The following is a 23,628-nucleotide window of genomic DNA, read 5'->3' on the forward strand; positions in this document are numbered from 1 at the left end:
GTGGTGCGCTGGTGCGACCGCCGTCCCGCGCTTTCGCCCGCCGGCCTCGCGCGCGATCCCCGGCCGTCGTGGCGCTGCTCATCCTGCGCTTCGCGCGCGCCGCATCCTGCCATGCGCGTCCCCGCCGGCGGCTGTGTGCCGTGTCCCGGGCGTGGTGCGCCCCTGCGCCTCATCGGATCGGGCTGTCGCGACGTGATCCTGCCCAGCAGAGGCGCCCGCTTTCCTTTCGTTGGCGCCCTCCCGTAGCCTCTCTTCTCATGGCCACTTCCAAGACCAAGAAGCCCGCGCCGGCGGCATCGCCGGCCGAGGTACCGATCGTCTCATCGACCACCATCACCCTCGACGCGCTCGCGAGGGAGCTCGGCCCCGCGGATGGCGCGTTCGCCGCGCGCACCTACGCGGGCATCCCCGAGGAGGACCTCGTCACCGAGGGGACGCGCATCGACTCGCAGAGCCTCATCGATGACGTCCCGCACTTCGTCGCCTCGGCGCGGCGGATCCTGGGCTCGCTGTCCGAGGCGCAGCGCGCCAAGGTGCGCATGCCCGCGGCGCTCTTGCCGCTGCTCGTCGCTGAGGCGGGCCGGCTCCAGGCGATGAAGCGGTCGCACGACGCCGCGGCGACCGAGGCCGCAGGCGCGAGGGCCGCGCTGGAGGTGCAGGGGCGGAGCGCGATGCGCGACGGCATCGGCGAGCGCGATCTCTGCTACGACGGCCTGCGCAACGCGCTCGGCGCTCGCCGCATGGCGCGGGTCGACGCCGTCGTGGGGCGCGCAGACTCCCCCGAGAGCCTCGCCAAGGGCCTCGAGGCGCTCGCGAGCTTCATCGACGAGACCCGACGGGCCGATCCCGCGCAGGACGCGAAGCTCCTCGAGGACTACGGCGTCGGCGCCGAGTGCGCGGCCGCGCTCCGGGCCACGGCGCAGCGGGTGCGCGGCGTCGCCAGCGTCCAGATCGCCGCGGGGCGGCGGGTGACGCAGCGCGCGCTCGACCTGCAGGACGGGCGGGTCGCGGTCGTGATCGAGAAGATCCTCCGCGCCTTCCGCGCGGCGCGCCGGGTCGATGGAACGATCCTGGTCCCCGAGCTGAACAAGGCCGCATGGATGTTCGAGGCCCGCTCCGGCAGCTCCGCCAAGAAGCCCCCGCCCGCCGGAGAGAAGCCCTCGTCCGGCGGAGAGAAACCCTCGTCCGCCGGAGAGACTCTCCCGCCGGCCGCCGGCGGCGCCCCGGGCGCCGTACCGTCGGCGCAGGGAGAGACGACGCCGATCCTCGGCGCCGACGGCTGAGCCTCGTCCCCCTGGACCACGGGCGGCGCCGCGTGCCGCCCGCGCCCTCCACGGCCCGTCTCGACGCCTTCAGCCCGCGATGAGCCGCCTCGCGACGACCATCCCGAGGACGCCGGCGAGCAAGCAAGCGACCAGCGTGATCGCGATGTTGGCGAGCCCCGCCGCCCACGACTTGTACTCGATGAGCCGGATCGTCTCGTTGTTGAAGCTCGAGTACGTGGTGAAGCCGCCCATGACGCCGGTGCTCAGGCTGAGGCGGAGCGTCGGCGACAGGAGCTCCGTCGTCGCGGCGACCTCTCCGATGGCGCCGAGCAAGAACGATCCGATCACGTTGACCGCGAGCGTCCCATACGGAAACTCGGCGCCGAAGCGCTGCTGGCACCACGTCGACAGCCCGTACCGGGCGAGCGTTCCCGCTGCGCCACCGAGACCGATCCAGAACCACCGCTCCATTCGTTTCACCTTCTCGCTCGAGTCGCGAAGATCGTGAACGGCGGCCGCGCACTTGCGTCCTATCCGCTGCTGGCCCAACGCTGGCGCGAGTGAAGCGCCGCTTCAACACGACCGGGCCGTGCCGCCCCGATCTGCACTACATGATCCCGGCCGAGAGCCGCCTGCCCGAGGCCCCGGGGCTCGTGGAGCAGATGGGGTACTTCGTCGTCCACGCCCCCCGGCAGACGGGCAAGACCACCGCCCTGCGCGTCGTCGCCGAGCGGCTCACGGCCTCGGGTCGCCACGCCGCGGTCCTCTTCTCCTGCGAGGAGGGCAGCGCCGCGGGCGACGACTACGGCTCTGCCCAGCGCGCCGTCCTGCGCGAGCTCACGCGTGCGGCCCAGATCGCGCTGCCGCCGGAGCTCCAGCCGCCGCCGTTCTCCCTCGAGGGCGACGAGGGCCTCCTCTCCGCGGCCCTCACCTCCTGGGCGCGCGTCTGCCCGCGCCCGCTCGCCCTCATCTTCGACGAGATCGACTCGCTGCGCGGCCAGGGCCTTCTCAGCATCCTGCGCCAGCTCCGCGCTGGCTTCCCCAGCCGTCCCGACCACTTCCCCGCTTCGGTGATCCTCTGCGGGCTGCGCGATGTACGCGACTACAAGGCCGCGAGCGGCGGCGATCCCGGACGCCTCGGCACCGCGAGCCCGTTCAACATCAAGCTCGAGTCCCTGCGGCTCGGAGACTTCTCGGAGGAAGAGCTCCGCGCGCTCTATGCCCAGCACACGGAGGACACCGGCCAGGTCTTCGTCGATGCGGCGCTCTCCCGGGCCTTCGAGCTCACCGCCGGCCAGCCATGGCTCGTCAACGCCCTCGGCCGCGAGATCGTCGAAAAGATAGCCGTCCCACACGGCGAGCCCATCACGCGGGCGCACGTCGAGCAGGCCAAGGAGCGCCTCATCCTGGCCCGTGCGACCCACCTCGACTCGCTCGTCAGCAAGCTCGCCGAGCCCCGCGTCCGGCGCGTGCTCGAGCCCTTGCTCGCCGGGACGTACGAGGGCGGCGGTGACACGTACGACGACGACGCCTCCTACGTCCGCGATCTCGGCCTCGTGGCCCAGGGCAAGCCGCTGCGCGTCGCGAACCCCATGTACCGCGAGGTGATCGCCCGTGTCCTGTCCTCTTCGGCCGAGGAGCGGATCGACGCCCCGCCCGAGCGCTTCCGCCTGCCCGACGGCCGCCTCGCGTTCCGGCGCCTTCTCCGCGCGTTCGCCGCTTTCTGGCACGAGCACGGCGAGGTGCTCGCCTCCGGGATGCCGTACCCAGAGGTCGCTCCGCAGCTCGTCCTGATGGCCTTCCTCCAGCGCGCGGTCAACGGCGGCGGCTTCATCGATCGCGAGTACGGCGTCGGCCGCGGGCGCATCGATCTGCTCGTCCGCTTCCCCTACCAGAAGCCCGACGGTTCCCGGGGCGTCCAGCGGCGTGCCGTCGAGCTCAAGGTGTGGCGCAAGGGTCAGAAGGATCCGCTCCGCGAAGGCCTCGCGCAGCTCGACGACTACCTCGCGCGCCTGCGCCAGAAGCGCGGGACGCTCGTGATCTTCGACGCCCGCGGGCGCCTCGCTCGAACGGCACCCCTGTTCTCCGAGGCGACGACGCCCCGCGGCCGCCGCGCCGCGCTGCTCCGCTTGTAGAGCGCCGCTCGAGCTCCGGTTCCAGGAACGAAGAGCGTAGGCCCGAGCCGAGGGTGTTCGTCGCGCGGCGCGGGGAGGGCCGATGTTTGAGCCTGGGACAGAGCTCTTCCGGCGTAGCCGGAGGAGCTCTGTCCCAGGCGAGTCCGGCGGGGTCCCCGCGCCGCGCGACGAACACCCTCGGCTCGGGCCGGGCAGCCCGGCAGGACCTCTCGTCCCGCGCTCCCCGGCTACTCCGCCGCCTTCCTGAACTCGATCACCCGCCCGCTCGTGCCGTCCGCCAGCGCAGGCCGGTTCACCCGCGACACCTCGTCCGTCGCGACCCCCGACGCCGCGATGAACTGGCGCGCCTGCTCGTTGTCGCCGTGCGCCAGCTCGTCCGGCGTCCCCGACGCGACGACGCGCCCCTGGATCACGAGGAACGCCTGGTGCGCGATGCGGAACGTGCTCGCCATGTCGTGCGAGATCACCACGCTCGTCACCTTGAAGCGCGCCCGCGTCTCCTCGATCAGGTCGTCGACCAGCCGGCTCGTCAGCGGATCGAGCCCGCTGGTCGGCTCGTCGTAGATGAGGATCTCGGGCTCCAGCATCAGCGCGCGCGCCAGGCCCACCCGCTTGCGCTGCCCGCCGGACAGCTCCGACGGCATCCGGTCCTCCTTGTTCTCGAGGCCGAGCGAGTTCAGCATGCCCACGACCTTGTCGCGGATGTCCCGCTTCGACATGTGCTTCCGGTGCTCGCGCAGCGGGAACGCCACGTTGTCGAAGATCGTGAGCGAGTCGAGCAGCGCCGCGTACTGGAACACCATGCCGAACCGCTGGCGCATCCGGTTCATCTCGAAATCGCCGAGCGCGCCCATGTCCACGCCGTCGACCCAGATGTGGCCGGTGGTCGGCCGCTCCAGCCCGATGAGCAGCCGGAGCAGCGTCGTCTTGCCAGCGCCCGACCCGCCGATGATCACCGCCGTCTCGGTCCGCCGGAGGTGCATGGTGATGCCGTGCAGCACCTTCGTCGCCCCGAACGATTTCTTGATGTCGTCGACGAAGAGGTGATCCCCCGGCTGCCACCCCGGCGGCATGTTGCCCACCTGCTGCGCCTCCGGGGGGCCCGCGTGCGGGGAGGGGGAGACCTGGCTGGGCGGCCTTCTCGACATCCGCGCCGTACGGTACCACGGAGGAGGCCCCGCAGGACGCCGATCGCCTTGCATCACGGTAAGGGCGAGCACGTGCTTGACGCGGCAGGGCGCGGGACGGAAACGTTGCTCATGACCGACGACCTACTCAAGGCAGCCCTCGAGACAGCAGAGGCGAAGACCGACAAGGATGGCTGGGCCGAGCTCCCCGAAGGGCGCATGCTCACGCTCTACGCCGCGCACGACGGCGTGTCGCTCCCGGTGACCAAGATCGAGGCCGTGTCGAGCGCGGGCGGGCTCCTCAAGGCGCGCAGCACCAAGGGCGAGACGTTCGTGCTCGCGCTGAAGGACGTGTTCGCCATCGCCCTCGACGGCGGCGGCAAGGGAGCCCAGGCCAGGAAAGCCGGCTTCCTCGGCTGATCGCGACGACCTTCCATGGCCCGATCGTCGAGAGCGGGAGGAGGTCCTGCGGCGCGGTCCGCTCAGCGGGCCGTCGACCTCGCGCTCGCCGAGCTGCAGCGCCGGTTCGGCCTGGGCCGCAGCCTCGCCGCCCCAGGCTGGGTGCGCGAGCGGGTCCTCGCCGTGCTCAGCGCCGTGGCCGCGCGCCACGGCGTCTCGCCGCTCGCGGCCGCCGAGCGGCTGCGGGACGACAGGGAGGCCATCGAGGAGATCGTCAGCGCGCTGCGCGTCGGCGAGACGCGCTTCTACCGCGACCCCATCATCTGGGAGGCCATCGCGACCTCGGTGCTGCCCAGGCTCCCGCCCGACCTGCCGATCGCCGGCCTCTCCGCCGGGTGCAGCACCGGCGAGGAGGCCTATACCCTGGCGATGGTGCTCGCGAGCGCGGGCCGCCGCTTCAGCGTGCTCGGGGTCGACCGCGCCGCTCCGGCGATCGAGGCGGCGCGCGATGCCGTCTACTCCGCCGAGGCCGTCGACCAGCTCCCCCCGTCCTTCGTTCAGCGCTACTGTGAAGAGAAGGGCGGAGCGCTGCACGTCGGCCAGCAGCTGCGCGACGTCGTTTCCTTCGAGGTCTGCGATCTGGTGCACGCCGTGCCGAGCGGCGGGTTCCAGATCATCTTCTTCAAGAACGTGCTCCTGTACCTCGCAGAGCCCGCCGGCGACGCGGTGGCGCGCCGCCTCGCGGCCGAGCTCGGCCCAGGCGGGCTCCTGTTCTCTGCCGCGAGCGAGGCGCCGCGCCTCTGCGGCGCCGGCCTCACGCCGATCAAGGTGAACGCGCACGTCACCGCCTTCCGCGCCCCGGGCGCCTGAGAAAGCAGAACGACACCGCATGAGCGTCGACCTCTCCCCCACGTCCAGGCCCAGCGGGCTCGCCGAGCTCCGCGCCGCCTACGCGCGCGAGCGCGCCGAGCTCGATCGCACGGCGCCGAGCGGCTCCACGCCGGCCGCGGATCCGGCCGCCGTCGGGGTCGCCCTGGGGCGGCGCCACGCGCGCCTGCTCGACGATCTCCTGGCGCGCCTCTTCCACCTGCTGCGCGAGTCCGGCGGGCCCGGCCGCAAGGAGTGGGACTCGGTCGCGATCGCCGGGGTCGGAGGCTACGGCCGCGGCGCGGCCGCGCTGCGGAGCGATCTCGACCTGCGCATCCTCGCCCGCGACGCCCAGCGCGCCAGCGCCATCGCGGACGCGCTGCTCTACCCGCTCTGGGACATGGGGGTCGCCGTGGGGCACCAGGTCGTCACCATCGACGACCTCATCGACGGCGCGCGCGAGGACCTGCCCACCGCGACGAGCCTGCTCGACTGGCGGCACGTCGTCGGCGACGCGTCGCTGTCGGAGTCGCTCTGGCAGCGCGCCTCGTCGGGCATCTTCGCGCACTCGGAGCTGCCCCGCTTCATCGAGCGGCTCGGGAAGGAGATCGCGCAGCGGCACGAGCGCTTCGGCGGCTCGGTCTACCTCCTGGAGCCGGACGTGAAGAACGGCGCGGGCGGGCTGCGCGATCTCGACGTCGCCCGCTGGGCCGCGAAGGCGCGCTACGGCGTCGGCGAGTTCGACGCGCTCGTCCGCTTCGGCGCGCTCGTCGCGCGCGAGGCGGAGGAGATCCGGAGCGCCTCGGAGATGCTCTGGCGCATCCGCAACCTGCTCCACGCCCACTCCGGGCGGAGGACCGACCGGCTGACGTTCGACGAGCAGGAGCTGTGCGCCGGCGCGCTCGGCTACAGCAAGGGCGCCGGTCCGGCCGACGCCGGCCGGAAGGGCGCGCCGCCCCCTGACGAGGCCGCCGTATCGCCCGAGGCGATCGAGCGGATGATGAGCGACTACTACCGGAGCGCCCGGACCATCTCGCGCTCCCTCGACATGATCGTCTCGCGCGCCACGCCGACGCTGACGCGGCGCCGCCGCCGCGACGAGGACCTCGGCGCCGGGGTCCGCCTCTTCGACGGCTGCATCACGATGAGCGATCCGGATCTGCTGAGGACCGATCCGGCGATCGCGCTGCGCCTCGTCTCCGAGGCCGTCGAGCGCGGCGTGCCGCTCTTGCCCTACGCGCGCGGCGCGATCGTCCGCGCGGCCGGCGATCCGGCGTTCTGCGCGGCGCTCCGCGAGAGCCCCGAGGCCGCCGAGCGGTTCAGGACCCTCGTCGCCACGTGCAAGGAGACGGAGCTGCAGAGCGGGTCGGTCGTCCGCGAGCTGCACGACCTCGGCCTCCTGCTCGCGATGATCCCGGAGTTCTTGCCGGTCGTCGGGCGCGTCCACCACGACGTCTACCACGTGTACACGGTCGACGTTCACTCGGTCGCCGCGGTCGACCGGCTGGCGTCGCTCGTGCGGGGCGAGCTCGCGGGCGAGTTCGGGCTCGCGTGCCGGCTCGCCGCCGAGGCGACGCGGCCGACGATGCTGTTCTTCGCCACGCTCCTGCACGACGTGGGCAAGGCGATCGGGGGCACCGATCACAGCGGGCGCGGCGCCGAGATGGCCCGGAAGATCCTGGCGCGGCTCGGCTTCCCTCAGGAGGACATCGACGAGGCGTGCCACCTCGTGCTGAAGCACCTCGTGATGTACCTCATCGCGACCCGGCGCGATCTCGACGACCCCGCGACGATCTCCGAGTTCTGCCAGGAGGTCCACGGCCGCGAGGGGCTGCGCGATCTCTACCTGCTCACGGTCGCCGACCTCTCGACCACGAGCCCCACGTCGATGACGTCGTGGAAGGCGCGCATGCTCGACGAGCTGTACCTCTCCGCGGACAGGGCCCTGCGCGGCGCGCGCGAGGACGCGGGGCCGTTCGGCATCGATGACCAGCGGATGGCCCGCGCGATCAGCGGTACGGTGGGCGCCCTCGAGGACCTCCCGGCCGCGAGCGAGGCCGAGCGGCGCGCGCAGCGGGACTTCCTGGCCCGCTATCTGGCGTCGATGCCCGAGCGCTACCTGCTCGCGAACAGCCCGGCCGCGATCGCCGCGCACTCGGAGCTCGCCCGGCAGCAGCAGTCGAACGGCAACAGCGTCTCGGTCGCGCTCGTCCCGTCGCGCCACCCGGAGGCCGCGGAGGTCTGCGTGGTGGCGCCGGATCGCCCCGGCTTGCTCGCGGCGATCACGGCCGCGCTCGCGGCCTCGCGCCTCGAGGTCCACGCGGCGCAGATCCACTCGCGCGCGTGCGACGACGAGGGGATGGACGACGGCGGCGTGATCCGCGCGAGGGCAGGCTCGTCCCCGCCGGCGGGCGTGCGCCTGCAGGCCGTCGACCTGTTCTGGGTGCGCGACCGCGGCGAAGGGGTAGGGGGGGTGGCCCGCGCCATCCCGAAGCTCGTGACCGACATCCAGGGGGTGCTCTCGGGGCAGCTCTCCGGCGCCGAGCTCGCCAAGAAGCGCCGGGGCGGCGCGCTGCGCGAGCGGCCGACGCCGAAGGTCCGGACGCAGATATCCATCGACGATCGCGCCTCGCACCACACGGTGATCGAGGTCCTCACGCGCGACCGCCCCGGCCTCCTGTTCGCGATCTCGGACGCGCTCTACCGGCTCGGCCTCTCGATCTCGGTCGCCAAGATCAACACGGAGGGCACGCGCGTGGCCGACGTGTTCTACGTGAGCGACGCGGACGGGACGAAGATCGCGAACGGCAAGCGGACGCAAGAGGTCGAGGAGCGGCTGCACGCCGTCCTCCAGGGTCTGGACGGCGAAGGGAGTGTCGGATGAACGAGAGGTGGTTTACGCGCGCGGTGTGGACGGCGGCGGCGACGGCGATGACGACGACGGCGAGGCCCGCCGCGCAGCGGGTCCTGGCGGCGGCGGCGCTCGCCGCGTGCGTCGCGGCGTGCGGGGGGGCGCAGGAGCCGCAGCGCGACCCGCTCCTGGCCGATCCGCCCGAAGGCAGCGACGCGGCGGCCTCGAAGGGCGCCTCGTCGACGGCGCTGGATCGGGGCATCGCGTACATCAAGAACGAGAAGTACGAGGAGGCGAAGCAGCACCTCCTCCAGGCGATCGAGCACGAGCCGGGCAGCGCCGAGGCGCATTACTACCTCGGCCTCGCGAACGAGAAGACGAACGATCGCGCCGGCGCCGAGGCGTCGTACAAGAAGGCGCTCGCGAGCGATCCAAAGCTCGAGGCCGCCGCGCTGAACTTGGCCGCGCTCTACCTGGACGAGCCGCCTCGGCCGGACGACGCGATCGCGGTCCTCTCGAAGGCGATCGAGCAGGCGCCGGACCGGGCCGCGCTCCACCAGAACCTGGCCTACGCGTACGGGCTGAAGGGCGACGTGGCGAACGCGAGCAAGCACTACGAGGCGGCGCTCAAGGCCGAGGACACGGCCGCCACGCGCTTCGCCTACGGCGCGATGCTGTTCGAGGCGAAGGTGCTCGACCGGGCCGCGGCCGAGCTCAAGAAGGCGCTCGCGGCGACCGGCGACGACGTGGCGACGATCGCGACGATCGGGCGGATGCTTGGGCCGGCGAAGGCCTACGCCGACTGCGTGGCGGCGTTCGACCGCGCCATCAAGCTGAAGCCGGAGGCCGAGTTCCACGTGCGCCGCGGCACGTGCCGCCACGAGCTCGGCGACGAGCCGGGGGCGCGCGCCGACTACCAGGCGGCGATCAAGGTGGACCCGCGGTTCGCGGCCGCGCACTACTACCTCGGCCTGTCGTTCCTGGCCGAACGCAAGCCGCAGAGCGCGATCGCCGCGCTCACGGAGGCCGGGAAGCACGGGGGTGACACCGAGATCGGCAAGCGCGCCCGCGCCAAGGTGAAGGAGCTCAGCGCCAGGCTGAAGTAGCGCCCGGCCGCGCGCCTGGACGGTGGCGGAGCTCCGTCACCCGGCGGAAGGGTCGAACCGCCAAGGCGCCATAAGACGCCAAGATTTTTATGTTTTCTTGGCGTCCTTGGCGCCCTTGGCGGTTCAAAAGATCCCGCCTTCAGCCGCAGCACCCCACCGCCCGCGGTCCCGACCGAGCAGGCTCACGCGCCGAGCAGCGCGATGATCCTGTCGAGCTCGTCGAGCGAGCCATAGGTGATGCCGAGCTCGCCGTGGCCGCCCTGGTCGCGCACCTCGACGCGGGTCCCGAGCCGCCGCGCGAGCCGCGCCTCCAGGTCCTTGATCGCAGGCGACTTCCCCCCGCGCTTCTTCTCGCCCGCCTCCTCGCCCTCGCCCTCGGCGGCCCGGATCTCCCTCTCCTTCGCCGCCTTGATCAGCGCCTCGACCTTGCGGACGGGGAGCTTGCCGTGGACGGTCCGCTCCGCGACGTCGGCCATCACCTTGTCGCTGGGCGCGCCGAGCAGCGCGCGCGCGTGGCCCTCGCTGAGCTCGCGCGAGATGACCATGGTGCGGATCCGCGGCGGCAGCCGGAGCAGCCGGAGCGAGTTGACGATCGTCGTGCGGTCCTTGCCGACGCGCTCGGCGAGGGTCTGGTGCGTGTAGCTGTGCTCGCGCAGCAGCCGGTCGAACGCCTCGGCGATCTCGATCGGGTTGAGGTCGGCCCGCTGCACGTTCTCGACGAGCGCGAGCTCGAACGCCTCCTTGGGGGAGACGTCCTTGACGACGACGAGCACCTCCCTGAGCCCCGCGCGCTGCGCGGCGCGCCACCGCCGCTCGCCCGCGATGAGCTCGAAGGCGTCGTTCCCCGCCTGCGTCCGGCGCACGATGAGCGGCTCGATGAGCCCGTGCTCGCGGATGCTGCCGGTGAGCTCCTCCAGCTCCGTCTCGTCGAAGTGCTGCCGCGGCTGCCCCTTCTGCGGGACGATCTTCTCGATCGCGCACACGAACACGCTGCGCCCTTCGGCCGCCGTCGCTGTCGCCGGCGGCGCCGCCGGGAGCAGGGCGTCGAGCCCCCGTCCGAGCGCGCGCCGCGCCCCTTTCTGATCGGCATTCATGATCTGGGTCGTGCGTCCCTCGCGCGCTCTCCGGGGTTCTGCGGGGGCGAAGGCTCGGCCGGCGGCTCCGCCTCGACGGCGTCCCCGCGCGGCTTCTTCTTCGTGTCTGCCGCGGCGGCGGGCGGGCCGTCCAGGATCTCGCGCGCGAGGCTCAGGTAGCCCTGCGCCCCCTTCGACTGCGCGTCGTAGAGCAGCGCCGGCTTGCCGTGCGACGGCGCCTCGCTGAGCTTCACGTTGCGCGGGATGATCGCGTCGAAGACGCGGAAGTGCGCCTTCACCTCGTCGGCCACCTGGTGGGTGAGCGAGTTGCGCCCGTCGTACATCGTGAGGACGACGCCCTCGACCGTGAGCTCCGCGTTGAAGACGCTCCGCACCCGGTCGATGGTCGCCATCAGGTGCGTCAGCCCCTCGAGCGCGTAGTACTCGCACTGGAGCGGCACCAGCACCCGGTGCGCCGCGGTGAGCGCGTTCAGCGTCAGGAGCCCGAGCGACGGCGGGCAATCGAGCACGACGTAGTCGTAGCCCGCGAGCTGCGGGCGCAGCGCGTTGCGAAGCCGCACAGCGCGATCGTCCGCGTCGACCAGCTCGAGCTCCGCCGCGACGAGGTCCTGGGTCGCGGGCACCACGCCGAGGAGCGGCACCTCGGTCGGCACGATCGCGTCCGTCAGCGCCGCTCGCCCGATCAGGACGTCGTAGAGGGACAGCTCGAAGCTCCCGCGCCGCACGCCGACGCCGCTCGACGCGTTCCCCTGCGGATCGCAGTCGACGAGCAGCGTGCGGTACTCTGCCGCGGCGAAGCTCGCGGCCAGGTTGACCGAGGTCGTGGTCTTGCCGACGCCCCCCTTCTGGTTGGCGACGGCGAAGATGACAGGCGAAGGCTTGGGGGCGGCGCCGGGCTTGCCGGGCGCGCCCCCCTCGTTGGGCGATGGCATCGTGCTGTGTCGCGTCCGACCAGGCTGCTTACACGACCCCCATCGGCACGTCGAGAGAAGCGGGCGCCTCGACACAAACGTTCGACCGAGCGTGCGGGTCGGTCCAGCGCGGTCGGTCCGGCGCGCGGGCCCAGCGCGCTGCCGCCGCGGGCGTCCTGAGACGCCCTGGACGCTGGGCTGCGGCACCCAGGACGCGCCCTGGACGCTGTGTTGGGGCCCCCCGGGAGGGCGCGGACCCGCGCGGGGCGTCGTCCTCCGCTCGCCGTCATCCCCACCCTTCGCGTGCCGGATTGTTGGCCTGAACGGCAGGCGTATCTACAGTGCCCACATGTCGCTTGATGTAGGCAAAGGTGGCCGAACGGCGAAGGCATGGGCGCGCGGGCGAGCCTCGAGGCGAGGCCGCTGCTTCGGCCTCGGCGGGGCGCTGCTGGCCTGCTGCGACCCGGGGCCCGTCGATCGGGTCCTCGCGCGCGCCTTCTGGTGCGACGGGCGCGGCGCTGCGCCGCTCGCGCCTGCGCAGGTCCTTGTGCTTTCGCCTTCGCTTCAACGCAGGTCGGCGCTCGGTTCGCGCCGTCGTCCGCCTTCGACCTCGAGTCGCGGGCCGACGCCGACCGCCCCTTGATCACGGACGTGGTGCCCAGCTTCGCCGAGCAGACCGACGCACCGACGTCGCCTCGGCACATGTGAGGAGGACAGATGCCGCTTCCCAGGTCGTATCAGAACTTTGCAGAGTTCGAGCGGGAGATTCTCCGCCCGAACCGCGTGGGCTTCTCGCTCGAGGACATCGTCGAGGAGGAGGGGTCCTTCGACGCCGAGCTCGACTTCGAAAAGGACCCGTTCGACGCCTCGGACGACTGAGCGCGGCGGCGCGGCGCGCGGGAGGTCTTTTCAACGTCCTCGCACGTGCTCGCACGTCCTCGCGGTTGCGCTCGGCGCTGCTGCCCCGTGACGTCGCGTCGCCAGCGCCAGCGCTGCACATCAGCTTGCACGATCCCTCCCGGGATCCGAGCCCCGGCGGCCGCCTCTCCGCCGGGGCTCCTTTTTTTTTTAAAGCAGCGTCCTGTCGCTCGTCTTGACCCCCCCAGCGACGCGTGGCACGAGTGCCGCCCTTCGAAAAAACCGCCATGCAAGTCAACGTCGAAAAGCTTTCTCCCGTGCTGATGGAGTTTCAGGTGGAGGTCCCCGCGGACCGGGTCCGGAGCGAGGTCGACAAGGCCTATACGGCGCTCCAGCGGACGGCCCGGGTCCGGGGCTACCGGCCTGGCAAGGCGCCGCGCCAGGTGCTCGCGCACCTCTACGGCGGCCGCATCCATGCCGATGTCGCCCAGCGGCTCGTCGACGCCACGCTGAACCAGGCGCTCGCCGACAAGCAGGTGCAGCCCCTGTCCCAGCCGGCGATCGCGCCCACCGAGCTCCGCCCTGACGACACGTTCTCGTACAAGGCCCGCTTCGAGGTCCGCCCCGACATCGCCGAGGTGAAGTGGGAGGGCTTCGAGGTGAAGCGCCCCTCGACCACGCCGACGGACGAGATGATCGACGCCGAGATCACCGCCCTCCGGCGCGAGCACTCGACGCTGCAGGCGCCCGATCCGGAGCGCCCCGCGGCCAAGGGGGATGTCGCGACGATCGCGTTCACCCTCGAGGTCGGCGGCGCGCTGCGCGACACGAAGGAGCAGGAGATCGAGACCGAGCTCGGCAGCGGCCAGGTCTTCAAGGAGATCGAGGACGCCCTCGCCGGGATGACGCCCGGCCAGTCGAAGGACGTCCAGGTCACGTTCTCCGAGCAGCACTCCAACGCGGATCTGCGGGGCAAGCAGGCGACCTTCCACATCACGCTGAAGGATCTGCGGGAGCGCATCTTCCCGGAGGTGGACGACGAGTTCGCGAAGGACTGCGGCGACGAGAGCCTGTCCGCGCTCCGCGAGTCGCTCCGCAAGAAGATCGAGAAGGAGCTGACGCAGCGGGCGAGCGACGCCGTCGCCGAGCAGCTCGTCGTGGAGCTCTGCAAGGCGAACCCGATCCCGGTCCCGCCGTCGCTCGTCGACCAGCAGGCGCAGCTCGCCGAGCGCGAGCTGCTCGCGACGGCGCGGAGGCAGGGGCAGCGCGTCGATCCGACGCCTGAGTTCCGCGCCCGCGTGCGGCTCGACGCCGAGATGAAGGTGCGCGCGGGCCTGGTCATGGCCGAGATCGCGAAGGCGAAGGCGGTCAAGATCACCGAGGCCGATCTCGAGAAGGGCTACGAAGAGCTCGCCGAGCAGACCGGCAAGAACGTGGCGAAGATCAAGGCGGAGTACCGCGAGCCCCAGAAGCGCGAGCTCTTCGCCGGGATGATCCTCGAGGACAAGATCCTCGACATCATCGAGGCTGCGGCGAAGGTCGCGGACGCGAGCTAGCCCCGCCCAGCAAAAGTCCGGCGCGGAATGGCCGGACCTCTGCTCCGCACGCCGGCGCCTCAGCTCTGCTGCGCCGGCGTGCGCCGTTTGTCCAGGTCGCGCCTCTCGCGCTCTCGATCGACATCGGGTGCGCGCGCCTGGATCGAGCGAGCCGCAGCGCGCCGCGTGTTCCGTGCGCCGCGCGGCGAGCGGCCGATATTTCCGGTAACCTTGGGCGCGTTCGGTCTTGCGATCGGACGCAGTCTGGCCCAGGAGTAGAGCCCCTGCCGCGCGGCAGCGAACCCCCCGGAGCACCGGATGACCCGACGAGTCGAAACCCGCACCCAAGCCATCGAGTTTCTCGAACGCGAGAAGGCCTACATCCTCCCGACGGTCACCGAGGTGACCCACCGCGGCGAGCGGGAGTGGAACATCTTCAGCCGTCTCCTCAAGGATCGCATCGTCTTCATCGGCACGGAAATCGACGACTTCGTCGCGAACGCCGTGATCGCGCAGTTCCTCTTCCTGGAGAGCGAGGATCCCGAGAAGGAGATCCAGGTCTACATCAACAGCCCGGGCGGCGTCGTGACGTCGGGGCTCGCCATGTACGACACGATGCAGTACGTGCGTTGCCCGGTGTCGACGATGTGCATCGGCCAGGCCGCGTCGATGGGCGCCGTGCTGCTCGGCGCCGGCCGCAAGGGTCGGCGCTTCGCGCTGCCGCACGCGCGGATGATGATCCACCAGCCGCTCGGCGGCGCGCGCGGTCAGGCGACGGACATCGAGATCCAGGCGCGCGAGATCAAGAAGATCAAGGAGACGCTGATCGACATCCTCGTCGACGCGACCGGCAAGAACCGGGACGAGCTGGCGAAGGACATCGAGCGCGACTTCTACCTGAGCGCGACGCAGGCCAAGGAGTATGGCCTGATCGACGAGGTCTTCCCGAAGCGGAACAAGTAGGTGGCCGCGCCGCCGCGTCCGGCGGGCGTGCTGGGGCCGAAGCTCGGCGCGGCGTCGCACCGGGCCGCGGCGCGCCGTCGCGCGGCGTCACGATGCCACGCCCCGCCGCTGTGGCGGGCGGGGCATTGCGCGCGGGCGCGCGGGAGCGGAGCACGCGGGAGCGGCTCCTTGCGCGCCGCGCTGTGCTCGCTCGATCCGCTGTTTTTCGCGCTTTTCGTGCGACGTGCGGCCTCGTCGGCGGCCGACAGCGGGGCGCCATCGGGTGATTCCCTGACTTCGGCCACAGGCTGGAGACCACCCCCGTTAGCTTGCGACGGTACGGGCACCGCACTAGAATCCGAGCGCGGCGTTTGGCTGCGCATCGCTGAAAATCCAGGGAACGGTGGAAGCCGTTCCCGGCGCAAGTTGGAGGGGCCGCCGCCGCGGCGGGACCCCACCTCTCATTGAAGCGGTAGCGTCGGCAGACCGCACTGAGGGTCGAAGTGGAGCGAAGGCGGGACGATCACTCGAATGGCAATCTAAGCTGCTCTTTCTGCGGCAAGTCGCAGAAAGAGGTGAAGAAGCTCATCGCGGGCCCCACGGTCTACATCTGCGATGAGTGCATCGGGCTGTGCAATGACATCATCGCGGAGGAGGTCGAGAAGGACGAGCCGTACGCGGGGTCGACCCCGGTGCCCAAGCCCGCCGACATCAAAGCGACCTTGGACGAGTACGTCGTCGGCCAGAACCGCGCCAAGAAGATCCTCGCTGTGGCGGTGCACAACCACTACAAGCGCATCGACAGCCGGGTCTCCTCGGACGACGTAGAGCTGTCCAAGTCGAACATCCTCCTGCTGGGGCCGACGGGCTCCGGCAAGACCCTCCTCGCGCAGACGCTCGCCAAGATCATCAACGTCCCCTTCGCCATCGCGGACGCGACGACGCTGACCGAGGCCGGGTACGTCGGCGAGGACGTCGAGAACATCATCGTCCAGCTCCTCCAGAACGCGGATCACGACGTCGAGCGCGCGCAGCGCGGCATCGTCTACATCGACGAGATCGACAAGATCAGCCGGAAGAGCGACAACCCGAGCATCACCCGCGACGTCTCCGGCGAGGGCGTGCAGCAGGCGCTGCTCAAGATCATCGAGGGGACGATCGCCAACGTGCCCCCGAAGGGCGGGCGCAAGCACCCGCAGCAGGATTTCCTGCAGGTCGACACGACGAACATCCTGTTCATCTGCGGCGGCGCGTTCGTCGGGCTCGATCAGATCATCCAGCGGCGCATCGGCCAGAACACCCTCGGCTTCGGCGCCGACATCAAGGCGAAGAAGGACTTCAAGCTGGGCGATCTGCTCAGCGTCGTCCAGCCGGAGGACCTCCTCAAGTTCGGGCTCATCCCGGAGTTCATCGGGCGCTTGCCGGTCGTGGCGACGCTCCACGAGCTGAATGAGGAGGCGCTCATCGACATCCTCACGAAGCCGAAGAACAGCCTGGTCAAGCAGTACCAGAAGCTCTTCGAGATGGACGGGGTGAAGGTCAAGTTCACCCGGGGCGCGCTCGTGGCGGTGGCCCGCCAGGCCCTCGAGAGGAACAGCGGCGCCCGCGGCCTCCGCGCGATCCTCGAGTCGGCGATGCTCGACATCATGTACGACGTCCCGTCCCGCACGGGGATCAAGGAGGTCGTCGTCAGCGAGGACGTGATCGTGAAGCACGAGCCTCCGCTCATCGTGTACACGAAGGAGGCGGAGCTCGCGTAGCGCTCGCCCCCGGGGGGCCGCGGGCCGGGGCGCAAGGCTCGGCCCGAGCCGAGCCCTCGCCCCCCGGAGGCTCCTTTGAGCGTGCCGGCGCCGCGTGTCCCTGGAGGGCAGCGGGACGAGCCGGCGGAAGTTCAGCATCAAACCAAGGCATTTGACAACCGAGGCGGGGGTGCCCCGACCTCCCGACACTCCCGGAAAGACGGCGGATGTTCTTCAAGAACGACAGTGATCGCGGCAAGAACGCACCCGAGCGCGGGATCGTCCCGTTGCTCCCGCTTCGCGACATCATCGTCTTTCCACACATGGTCTCGCAGCTGTTCGTCGGGCGCGAGCGCAGCATCGCCGCGCTCGACGAGGCGATGAACCGCGGCAAGGAGATCTTCCTCGCCGCGCAGCGCAACGCGAAGACGAACGATCCGACGCCGGACGACATCTTCGGCGTCGGCTCGGTCGGCGCCATCATGCAGCTGCTCCGCCTCCCGGACGGCACCGTCAAGGTGCTCATCGAGGGCAAGCGCCGGGCGCGCATCCGCCGCTACGTCCAGAGCGATGCGTACTTCCTGATCGAGTACGACGAGATCGTCGAGAGCTCGGTCGCGAGCGTCGAGGTCGAGGCGCTGATGCGCTCGGTCCAGTCGACGTTCGAGATGTACGTCAAGCTCAACAAGAAGATCCAGCCCGAGGTCCTGATGGCGGTGCAGGCCATCGACGAGGCCTCGCGGCTGGCCGACACCATCATCGCCAACCTGCCGACCATCAAACTGACCGACCGGCAGGCGCTGCTCGAAATGGAGGAGCCGCAGAAGCGGCTCGAGCGTCTCATCGAGTTGATGCAGGCCGAGATCGAGATTCTCCAAGTGGAGAAGAAGATCCGGAGTCGCGTCAAGAAGCAGATGGAGAAGACGCAGAAGGAGTACTACCTCAACGAGCAGATGCAGGCCATCCAGAAGGAGCTGGGCGGCGGCGAGCGCGACGAGTTCAAGAACGAGATCCAGGAGATCGAAGAGGCCCTCAAGACCAAGCGGATGAGCAAGGAGGCCGCCGCGAAGGTCAAGAAGGAGCTCAAGAAGCTGAAGATGATGCACCCCACGAGCGCCGAGGCGACCGTGGTGCGCAACTACATCGATTGGATCCTGGAGCTCCCCTGGTACGACAAGAGCGAGGAGCGTTATGACCTCGTCGAGGCCGAGCGGATCCTCGATGAGGATCACTACGGCCTCAAGAAGATCAAGGAGCGGATCCTCGAGTACCTGGCGGTCCAGGCGCTCACGAAGAAGCTCAAGGGCCCGGTGCTCTGCTTCGTCGGGCCGCCCGGCGTCGGCAAGACGAGCCTGGCGAAGTCGATCGCGCGGGCGACGGGGCGCAAGTTCGTGAGGCTGTCGCTCGGCGGCGTGCGCGACGAGGCGGAGATCCGCGGCCACCGGCGGACGTACATCGGCGCGCTGCCCGGCAAGCTGATCCAGTCGCTCAAGAAGGTCGGGACGAACAACCCCGTGTTCCTGCTCGACGAGGTCGACAAGATGTCGACCGACTTCCGCGGGGATCCGGCGGCTGCGCTGCTCGAGGTGCTCGATCCGGAGCAGAACCACACGTTCAACGACCATTACCTGGATCTCGATTACGATCTCTCCGACGTGATGTTCATCACAACGGCGAACACGCTCTCTGGCATCCCGGTGCCGCTCCAGGACCGCATGGAGGTCATTCAGCTCTCGGGCTACACGGAGTTCGAGAAGCTGAACATCGCGGTGAAGTACCTCGTGCCCCGGCAGCGGAAGGAGTGCGGCCTCGAGGACGTGTCGCTCGACTTCACGGAGGGCGCGCTCCGGACGATCATCCACCACTACACGAAGGAGAGCGGCGTGCGCTCGCTGGAGCGCGAGATCGCGAGCGTCTGCCGCAAGGTGGCCAGGCGGGTGGTGTCCGACGGCAAGGAGAAGCCGATCGAGGTCGTCGCGAAGAGCATCCCGAAGTACCTCGGCGTCCCCAAGTACCGGCTCGGCCGGCGCGAGGAGCGCGACGAGGTGGGCCTCGTGAACGGCCTCGCCGTGACCAACGTCGGGGGCGATCTGCTCCCGGCCGAGGCGACGGTGGTGCCGGGCAAGGGCAAGCTCGTGATCACCGGGCTGCTGGAGAAGGGGATGGAGGAGAGCGGGCACGCGGCGATGAGCTATGTCCGCTCGCGCCTCGATCGCCTCGGGCTTGACGCGGATGTCTATCAGAAGGTCGACGTCCACATTCACTTCCCCGATTTCGTCCGCAAGGACGGGCCCAGCGCCGGCGTCACGATGGTGACCGCGCTCGTGAGCGCGCTGATGAAGGTGCCTGTCCGGAGGGATCTCGCGATGACGGGCGAGATCACCCTGCGCGGCCGCGTGATGCCGATCGGCGGGCTCAAGGAGAAGCTGCTGGCGGCCCATCGCGGCGGCATCGCGACCGTCATCCTGCCGAAGGAGAACCGGAAGGATCTCCGGGACGTGCCGCGGCGGGTGCTGAAGGCGCTGCGGCTCGTGCTCGTCGAGCACGTCGACGACGTGCTCCGTGAGGCGCTGATCCTGCCCGACTCCTATGCGGTCTTCGGGCCGCCCAAGGGCGTCCTGGAGTACCGGGACGGCGAGCTCGTCACCGAGGCGGCGTCGGTCAAGGCGCCGCCGGCCGCGGCGGGCGAGCCGACGCCGGCCGCGCCGCCCGGCGCGTGAGCGCGGCGGCGCCCGTCGGATAGGCTGGCGGTCGCCGCAGAGACGCACTAGCTGTGCGTCGCAATGATTCGACGCGCACTGATTTCGGTATCCGACAAGACGGGACTGCTCCCGCTGGCCAGGCGGCTCGCGGAGAAGGGCGTGGAGATCCTCTCGACCGGGGGGACGCAGCGGGCGCTCGCGGACGCCGGCGTGCCGGTCATCGGGGTGGAGGCCTATACCGGCTCTCCCGAGGTGATGGATGGCCGGGTGAAGACGCTCCATCCTCGCGTGCACGGCGGCATCCTGATGCGCGGCGCAATCGACGACGAGGACCTCGCGCGGCTCGGCGGGGCGCCGATCGATCTCGTGGTGTGCAATCTCTATCCCTTCGAGGCGACCGTCCGGAAGCCAGGGGTCACGCACCCCGAGATCATCGAGAACATCGATATCGGCGGGCCGTCGATGGTGCGGAGCGCGGCCAAGAACCACGCGCGCGTCGCGGTGGTGGTCGATCCGGCCGACTACGATGCTGTGCTCGCCGAGATCGACAGGCAAGGTGAGGTGTCGAGCGCCACCCGCCGCCGGCTCGCCACCAAGGCGTTTGCGCACACGGCGGCCTACGACGGGATGGTGTCCGGTTACCTGTCCTCGCTGCCCGAGGACGGTGAGCCGAACGCCGCGCAGCGCGAGGCCTATCCGCGCTTCCTCACGCTCGCTCTCGAGCGGGCCTATCCGCTCCGGTACGGCGAGAACCCGCACCAGTCCGGCGCCTTCTATCGTGAGCGGGGCGCGGCCGCGGGGTCGCTGGCGCTGGCGGAGTCGCTGGGCGCGGGCGGCAAGGAGCTCTCGTTCAACAACCTCGTCGACGTGGACGCCGCGTTCGAGGCGGTGCGCGAGTTCACGCAGCCTGCCGCGGTCGTCGTGAAGCACACGAACCCGTGCGGCGTCGCGACAGGCGACAGCCTCGCGGCCGCCTACAGGACGGCGCGCGAGGCGGACGCCGTCAGCGCCTTCGGCGGGATCGTCGCCCTGAACCGCGAGGTCGACCGCGCGGCCGCCGAGGTGCTCGTCGAGACGTTCCTGGAGTGCGTGGTGGCGCCCGCCTATGCGCCCGAGGCGCTGGAGGTGCTCCGGACCAAGAAGAACCTCCGGCTGCTGGCGACCGGCGCGCTCCTGCCCGCGGATCACCGGGAGCTGACGTTCAAGCGTGTCGGCGGGGGCCTGGTGGTCCAGGAGCGGGACGCCTCGGCGGCCGGCGAGGTGCGCGGCGGCCGGGTCGTGACGAAGCGCGCGCCCACGGAGGAGGAGATCGAGGCGCTCGATCTCGGCTGGCGCGTCTGCAAGCACGTGAAATCCAACGCGATCGTGCTCGCGATTCCCGGGAGGACGGTCGGTATCGGCGCCGGACAGATGTCGCGGGTCGAGAGCGTGCGCATCGCCTGCAGCAAGGCGGGCGAGCGGGCTCGCGGGAGCGTCCTCGCGTCGGACGCGTTCTTCCCGTTTCCGGACAACGTGGTGCTCGCCGCGGAGCACGGGATCACGGCGGTCGCGCAGCCTGGAGGCAGCGTCAAGGACGCGGAGGTCATCGCCGCGGCCGACGCGGCGGGGATCGCGATGGTGTTCACAGGGGCCCGGCACTTCCGTCACTGAGCTGGCCAGGCGCCGCGGTCCCGCCACGGACCGGCCTGGCGCCTCCCCATCCCGGGGCGCGCGCGCTCCCTCTCCCTTGCGCCGGAGGGGTGGGTCACGCTCGCAGAAAAGTTGACCTTTGCGCCTTGACTGTGATGATGGTCAACGCTGCGCCTGGGCAAAGCGCTGTGCGCGGCGCGAAGGAGCGAGCTGTGGGCGGAATCAGCGAGACGTGCAGCGTGTGCGGGACCGGATTCGAGGTCCAGTTCCGGTACCAGATGGAGGAGAAGGACGGCGGCTTCTCCTTCTTCTGCTCGCAGAAATGCCTGGAAAAGAGCCATCTCGGCGGGCAGGACGGCGCCGCGCTCGCCACGTGCGACGCGTGCGCGAAGCGGTTTCCGCCGGATCTCGTGTCCCAGGTGCTCTACGTCGCCGGGCGCCGGCACTACGCGTGCTCGCTGGGGTGCCGGACGCAGCTGGTCCGTGAGGCGAAGGGGGCAAGGCTCGGCGACATCGCGGCGGCGGCCGCGGCGCCGGCCGAGGGGGCAACGCCGACCGGCGGCGAGGCGCCGCTGGCAGGAGGCGCCTCGCGCGCCGCCACGGAGGCAGCTGAGCCGGCGCCGCCGGCGGCTCGCGCGAGCGCACACGGCGAGGCGACGGGGCCGGCCGCGCCGGCCGTTGCGCAGGTCGCGTCTGCTGCTCGGCCGGCGGAGCTCAAGGGGCAGGGCGCGGTCGCGGTGCCCCTGTCGCCGGCGGGGGGCGCGAAGCGGCCCGCGCAGCCGCCGCAGCGGCCCGCCGGGGTGCCCCGCTGCCTGGCCGTGTTCAACCACAAGGGCGGTACGGGCAAGACGACGACGGCCGTGAGCGTGGCGGCCGGGCTCGCGGCGCGCGACAAGCGGGTGCTCCTCGTCGACACCGACGCGCAGGGGAACGTCTCTGTCTCGCTCGGCGCGGGCGCGGAGCGGTCGCTCTATCACGTGCTCGTGATGGGGCTCCGGGTCGCGGACGCGACCAAGACGGTGCGCCCGAACCTGGATCTGCTGCCGTCCAACGAGACGCTCGCCGCGGCAGAGCTCTACCTGGCAGGGCGCCAGAACCGCGACCGCGTGCTCTCGGATCGCCTCTCCGCCGCGGCGGCCGAGTACGATTACGTGGTGCTCGACTGCTCGCCGAGCCTGTCGTTGATGAACCAGAACGCGCTGGTGTTCGCCGACAGCGTGCTCGTCCCGGTCGCGTGCGACTACCTGTCGCTCGTCGGCGTCCGGCAGGTGATCAAGACGGTGAAGAACGTGAACGCGCTGCTGCATCACCCGGTGCAGATCTGGGGCGTGCTGCCGACCTTCTACGACGGCCGCGCGAAGATCGCGCGCGAGGCGGTGAGCACGATGAAGCAGCACTTCGGAGAGCGCTGCCTCGCGCCGATCCGGCAGGCGATCAAGGTCAAGGAGGCGCCCGCGCAAGGGCAGACGATCTTCGAGTATGCGTCGGGAACCCCCGCCGCGGACGACTACCTCGCGGTGGTCGATCGCATCATCGAGAGCCGCGAGCGCGGCACGGCGGGCTCCGAGGCAGGGGCGGCGCGCGACGGGACGGCGTGGAGCGTCGACCGGGTGGACGCGGGTACGGAGCGGCCGGGTGCTGCGGCGGCGGGTGCGTGAAGGACCCGCGGACGCGGGGTTTCGCTGAATGAAGGGACCCGCGGACGCGGAGTCCCGCTGAATGAAGGGCCCGCACTCGCGGAGTCCCGCTGAATGAAGGGACCCGCGGACGCGGGGTCCCGCTGAATGAAGGGACCCGCGGACGCGGGGTCCCGCTGAATGAAGGGCCCGCACTCGCGGAGCCTCGACCGGGCAGGGGAGCTGGAGGAAGCAATGAAAAGCGAAGGCGATCTCGGGGGCGCCGCGCGGGCGCTGCTCGATCGCGACGAAGTGGAAGGTGTTTTGTCCGGGGCGTTCTATACGTCCACGGAAGTGCCTCGCGTGCGCGCAAAGGCCCGGACGACCGGCGCCGCATCCGAGCCGGGTGCTGCGCCGGCTCCCGAGAGACCGCAGCACTACAAGGTCATCTGTATCTCGATGTACACCGAGGATCTCGAGCGGCTGGACGAGATGGTCAGCTCGCTCAAGGCGCGCGGGATGACCAAGGCCAACAGGAGCGCGCTGATCCGGCATGCGCTCTCCCAGGTCGATCTCGACAAGATCCCGAAGGGGATTTAATCCCTTCTTTCAGGGAGACCTCGACAGGACGCAGGGCGCGACGTCCCCATTTCCATCATCGTGCGGCGGGCGCCGCGGGCTCCCAGGGGCCCCCGCGTCGCCGGTGGGGGCTGGCAGCCCGGCTTTCCCGGGAGCCGGCGAGCGGCGGAGGGCCCGTGCACAGGCGCCGGCGCTCACGACGTCGTGGCGCTGCGCCTCGTCCCCTGGCCGCCGCGCCGCGGGCATGCGGCGTGCTTCACGTGCTAGAGTCGA

At 70.8% G+C, this 23,628-nt stretch carries 18 protein-coding genes; 14 read left to right on the plus strand and 4 right to left on the minus strand.

The genetic code is table 11. The features are described from left to right. The first annotated feature begins 257 nt into the window (after positions 1–257). Positions 258–1,283 (plus strand): hypothetical protein, encoded by a 1,026-nt coding sequence (locus POL72_RS26470; protein WP_272098353.1) that lies wholly within the window; start codon positions 258–260, stop codon positions 1,281–1,283. A gap of 69 nt (positions 1,284–1,352) precedes the next feature. Here POL72_RS26470 and crcB read toward each other — a convergent pair whose 3' ends face one another. Continuing rightward, positions 1,353–1,736 (minus strand): fluoride efflux transporter CrcB, encoded by a 384-nt coding sequence (crcB, locus tag POL72_RS26475; RefSeq protein ID WP_272098354.1) that lies wholly within the window; start codon positions 1,734–1,736, stop codon positions 1,353–1,355. 89 nt (positions 1,737–1,825) lie between these two features. On the opposite strand from crcB, the gene POL72_RS26480 reads away from it, so the two are divergent. Then, positions 1,826–3,400 carry an ATP-binding protein gene (locus tag POL72_RS26480; RefSeq protein WP_272098355.1) on the plus strand — a complete coding sequence of 525 codons (1,575 nt, stop codon included), beginning with the start codon at positions 1,826–1,828 and terminating at the stop codon, positions 3,398–3,400. Positions 3,401–3,627: 227 nt separating this feature from the next. On the opposite strand, the gene POL72_RS26485 is transcribed toward POL72_RS26480, so the two are convergent. After that, positions 3,628–4,548 (minus strand): ABC transporter ATP-binding protein, encoded by a 921-nt coding sequence (locus POL72_RS26485; protein WP_272098356.1) that lies wholly within the window; start codon positions 4,546–4,548, stop codon positions 3,628–3,630. 111 nt (positions 4,549–4,659) lie between these two features. Here POL72_RS26485 and POL72_RS26490 point away from each other — a divergent pair, with 111 nt between their 5' ends. Genes POL72_RS26490 through POL72_RS26505 form a run of 4 tightly spaced genes read left to right on the plus strand, consistent with a single transcriptional unit; the run spans position 4,660 to position 9,750 of the window. Next, complete coding sequence (locus tag POL72_RS26490) at positions 4,660–4,947, plus strand: hypothetical protein (protein ID WP_272098357.1); 288 nt, start codon at positions 4,660–4,662, stop codon at positions 4,945–4,947. Between the two features lie 15 nt (positions 4,948–4,962). Continuing rightward, on the plus strand, positions 4,963–5,796 hold the full coding sequence (locus POL72_RS26495; protein ID WP_272098358.1) for a CheR family methyltransferase: 834 nt from the start codon (positions 4,963–4,965) through the stop codon (positions 5,794–5,796). A gap of 19 nt (positions 5,797–5,815) precedes the next feature. Next, the gene (glnD, locus tag POL72_RS26500) at positions 5,816–8,677 is read left to right on the plus strand and encodes a [protein-PII] uridylyltransferase (protein ID WP_272098359.1); all 2,862 of its coding nucleotides are present in this window, start codon (positions 5,816–5,818) and stop codon (positions 8,675–8,677) included. Then, on the plus strand, positions 8,674–9,750 hold the full coding sequence (locus POL72_RS26505) for a tetratricopeptide repeat protein (protein ID WP_272098360.1): 1,077 nt from the start codon (positions 8,674–8,676) through the stop codon (positions 9,748–9,750). The genes glnD and POL72_RS26505 overlap by 4 nt, the downstream gene beginning before the upstream one ends. 182 nt (positions 9,751–9,932) lie before the next feature. Here the strand turns inward: POL72_RS26505 and POL72_RS26510 are convergent, their stop codons facing one another. Both POL72_RS26510 and POL72_RS26515 read right to left on the minus strand, forming a co-directional pair. Then, positions 9,933–10,844 (minus strand): ParB/RepB/Spo0J family partition protein, encoded by a 912-nt coding sequence (locus POL72_RS26510; protein ID WP_272098361.1) that lies wholly within the window; start codon positions 10,842–10,844, stop codon positions 9,933–9,935. Then, entirely contained in the window at positions 10,841–11,776 is a 936-nt protein-coding gene (locus POL72_RS26515; RefSeq protein WP_272098362.1) for a ParA family protein, read from the minus strand. The genes POL72_RS26510 and POL72_RS26515 overlap by 4 nt, the downstream gene beginning before the upstream one ends. A 696-nt stretch (positions 11,777–12,472) precedes the next feature. Here POL72_RS26515 and POL72_RS26520 point away from each other — a divergent pair. From POL72_RS26520 to POL72_RS26555, 8 genes are all read left to right on the plus strand, one after another. After that, the gene (locus tag POL72_RS26520; protein WP_272098363.1) at positions 12,473–12,634 is read left to right on the plus strand and encodes a transcriptional regulator; all 162 of its coding nucleotides are present in this window, start codon (positions 12,473–12,475) and stop codon (positions 12,632–12,634) included. Positions 12,635–12,900: 266 nt separating this feature from the next. Next, complete coding sequence (gene tig / locus POL72_RS26525; RefSeq protein WP_272098364.1) at positions 12,901–14,169, plus strand: trigger factor; 1,269 nt, start codon at positions 12,901–12,903, stop codon at positions 14,167–14,169. A 297-nt stretch (positions 14,170–14,466) separates the two neighbouring features. Further along, entirely contained in the window at positions 14,467–15,111 is a 645-nt protein-coding gene (locus POL72_RS26530; RefSeq protein WP_012235778.1) for an ATP-dependent Clp protease proteolytic subunit, read from the plus strand. Positions 15,112–15,593: 482 nt separating this feature from the next. Then, positions 15,594–16,850, plus strand: coding sequence for an ATP-dependent Clp protease ATP-binding subunit ClpX (gene clpX, locus POL72_RS26535; RefSeq protein ID WP_012235779.1), 1,257 nt, complete (start codon positions 15,594–15,596; stop codon positions 16,848–16,850). 206 nt (positions 16,851–17,056) lie between these two features. After that, positions 17,057–19,549: an endopeptidase La gene (lon, locus tag POL72_RS26540; protein WP_272098365.1), complete on the plus strand. Its 2,493-nt coding sequence runs from the start codon at positions 17,057–17,059 to the stop codon at positions 19,547–19,549. A gap of 63 nt (positions 19,550–19,612) precedes the next feature. Next, positions 19,613–21,181, plus strand: coding sequence for a bifunctional phosphoribosylaminoimidazolecarboxamide formyltransferase/IMP cyclohydrolase (gene purH, locus POL72_RS26545; RefSeq protein ID WP_272098366.1), 1,569 nt, complete (start codon positions 19,613–19,615; stop codon positions 21,179–21,181). A gap of 191 nt (positions 21,182–21,372) precedes the next feature. Continuing rightward, on the plus strand, positions 21,373–22,818 hold the full coding sequence (locus POL72_RS26550; RefSeq protein ID WP_272098367.1) for a ParA family protein: 1,446 nt from the start codon (positions 21,373–21,375) through the stop codon (positions 22,816–22,818). A gap of 213 nt (positions 22,819–23,031) precedes the next feature. Beyond that, positions 23,032–23,376 (plus strand): hypothetical protein, encoded by a 345-nt coding sequence (locus tag POL72_RS26555; RefSeq protein WP_272098368.1) that lies wholly within the window; start codon positions 23,032–23,034, stop codon positions 23,374–23,376. Positions 23,377–23,628: the final 252 nt, after the last annotated feature.

The sequence above is a fragment of the Sorangium aterium genome (genome assembly GCF_028368935.1).
Taxonomy (GTDB): Bacteria; Myxococcota_A; Polyangia; order Polyangiales; family Polyangiaceae; genus Sorangium; species Sorangium atrum.

Bases quoted from the DNA above. Each gene is read 5' to 3' on its own strand.
- glnD (WP_272098359.1), top strand. From the start codon at position 5,816: ATGAGCGTCGACCTCTCCCCCACGTCCAGGCCCAGCGGGCTCGCCGAG.
- POL72_RS26555 (WP_272098368.1), top strand. From the start codon at position 23,032: ATGAAAAGCGAAGGCGATCTCGGGGGCGCCGCGCGGGCGCTGCTCGAT.
- POL72_RS26485 (WP_272098356.1), bottom strand. From the start codon at position 4,548: ATGTCGAGAAGGCCGCCCAGCCAGGTCTCCCCCTCCCCGCACGCGGGC.
- POL72_RS26495 (WP_272098358.1), top strand. From the start codon at position 4,963: ATGGCCCGATCGTCGAGAGCGGGAGGAGGTCCTGCGGCGCGGTCCGCT.
- POL72_RS26530 (WP_012235778.1), top strand. From the start codon at position 14,467: ATGACCCGACGAGTCGAAACCCGCACCCAAGCCATCGAGTTTCTCGAA.
- lon (WP_272098365.1), top strand. From the start codon at position 17,057: ATGTTCTTCAAGAACGACAGTGATCGCGGCAAGAACGCACCCGAGCGC.
- purH (WP_272098366.1), top strand. From the start codon at position 19,613: ATGATTCGACGCGCACTGATTTCGGTATCCGACAAGACGGGACTGCTC.
- crcB (WP_272098354.1), bottom strand. From the start codon at position 1,736: ATGGAGCGGTGGTTCTGGATCGGTCTCGGTGGCGCAGCGGGAACGCTC.
- tig (WP_272098364.1), top strand. From the start codon at position 12,901: ATGCAAGTCAACGTCGAAAAGCTTTCTCCCGTGCTGATGGAGTTTCAG.
- POL72_RS26470 (WP_272098353.1), top strand. From the start codon at position 258: ATGGCCACTTCCAAGACCAAGAAGCCCGCGCCGGCGGCATCGCCGGCC.
- POL72_RS26520 (WP_272098363.1), top strand. From the start codon at position 12,473: ATGCCGCTTCCCAGGTCGTATCAGAACTTTGCAGAGTTCGAGCGGGAG.
- POL72_RS26510 (WP_272098361.1), bottom strand. From the start codon at position 10,844: ATGAATGCCGATCAGAAAGGGGCGCGGCGCGCGCTCGGACGGGGGCTC.
- POL72_RS26505 (WP_272098360.1), top strand. From the start codon at position 8,674: ATGAACGAGAGGTGGTTTACGCGCGCGGTGTGGACGGCGGCGGCGACG.
- POL72_RS26490 (WP_272098357.1), top strand. From the start codon at position 4,660: ATGACCGACGACCTACTCAAGGCAGCCCTCGAGACAGCAGAGGCGAAG.
- POL72_RS26515 (WP_272098362.1), bottom strand. From the start codon at position 11,776: ATGCCATCGCCCAACGAGGGGGGCGCGCCCGGCAAGCCCGGCGCCGCC.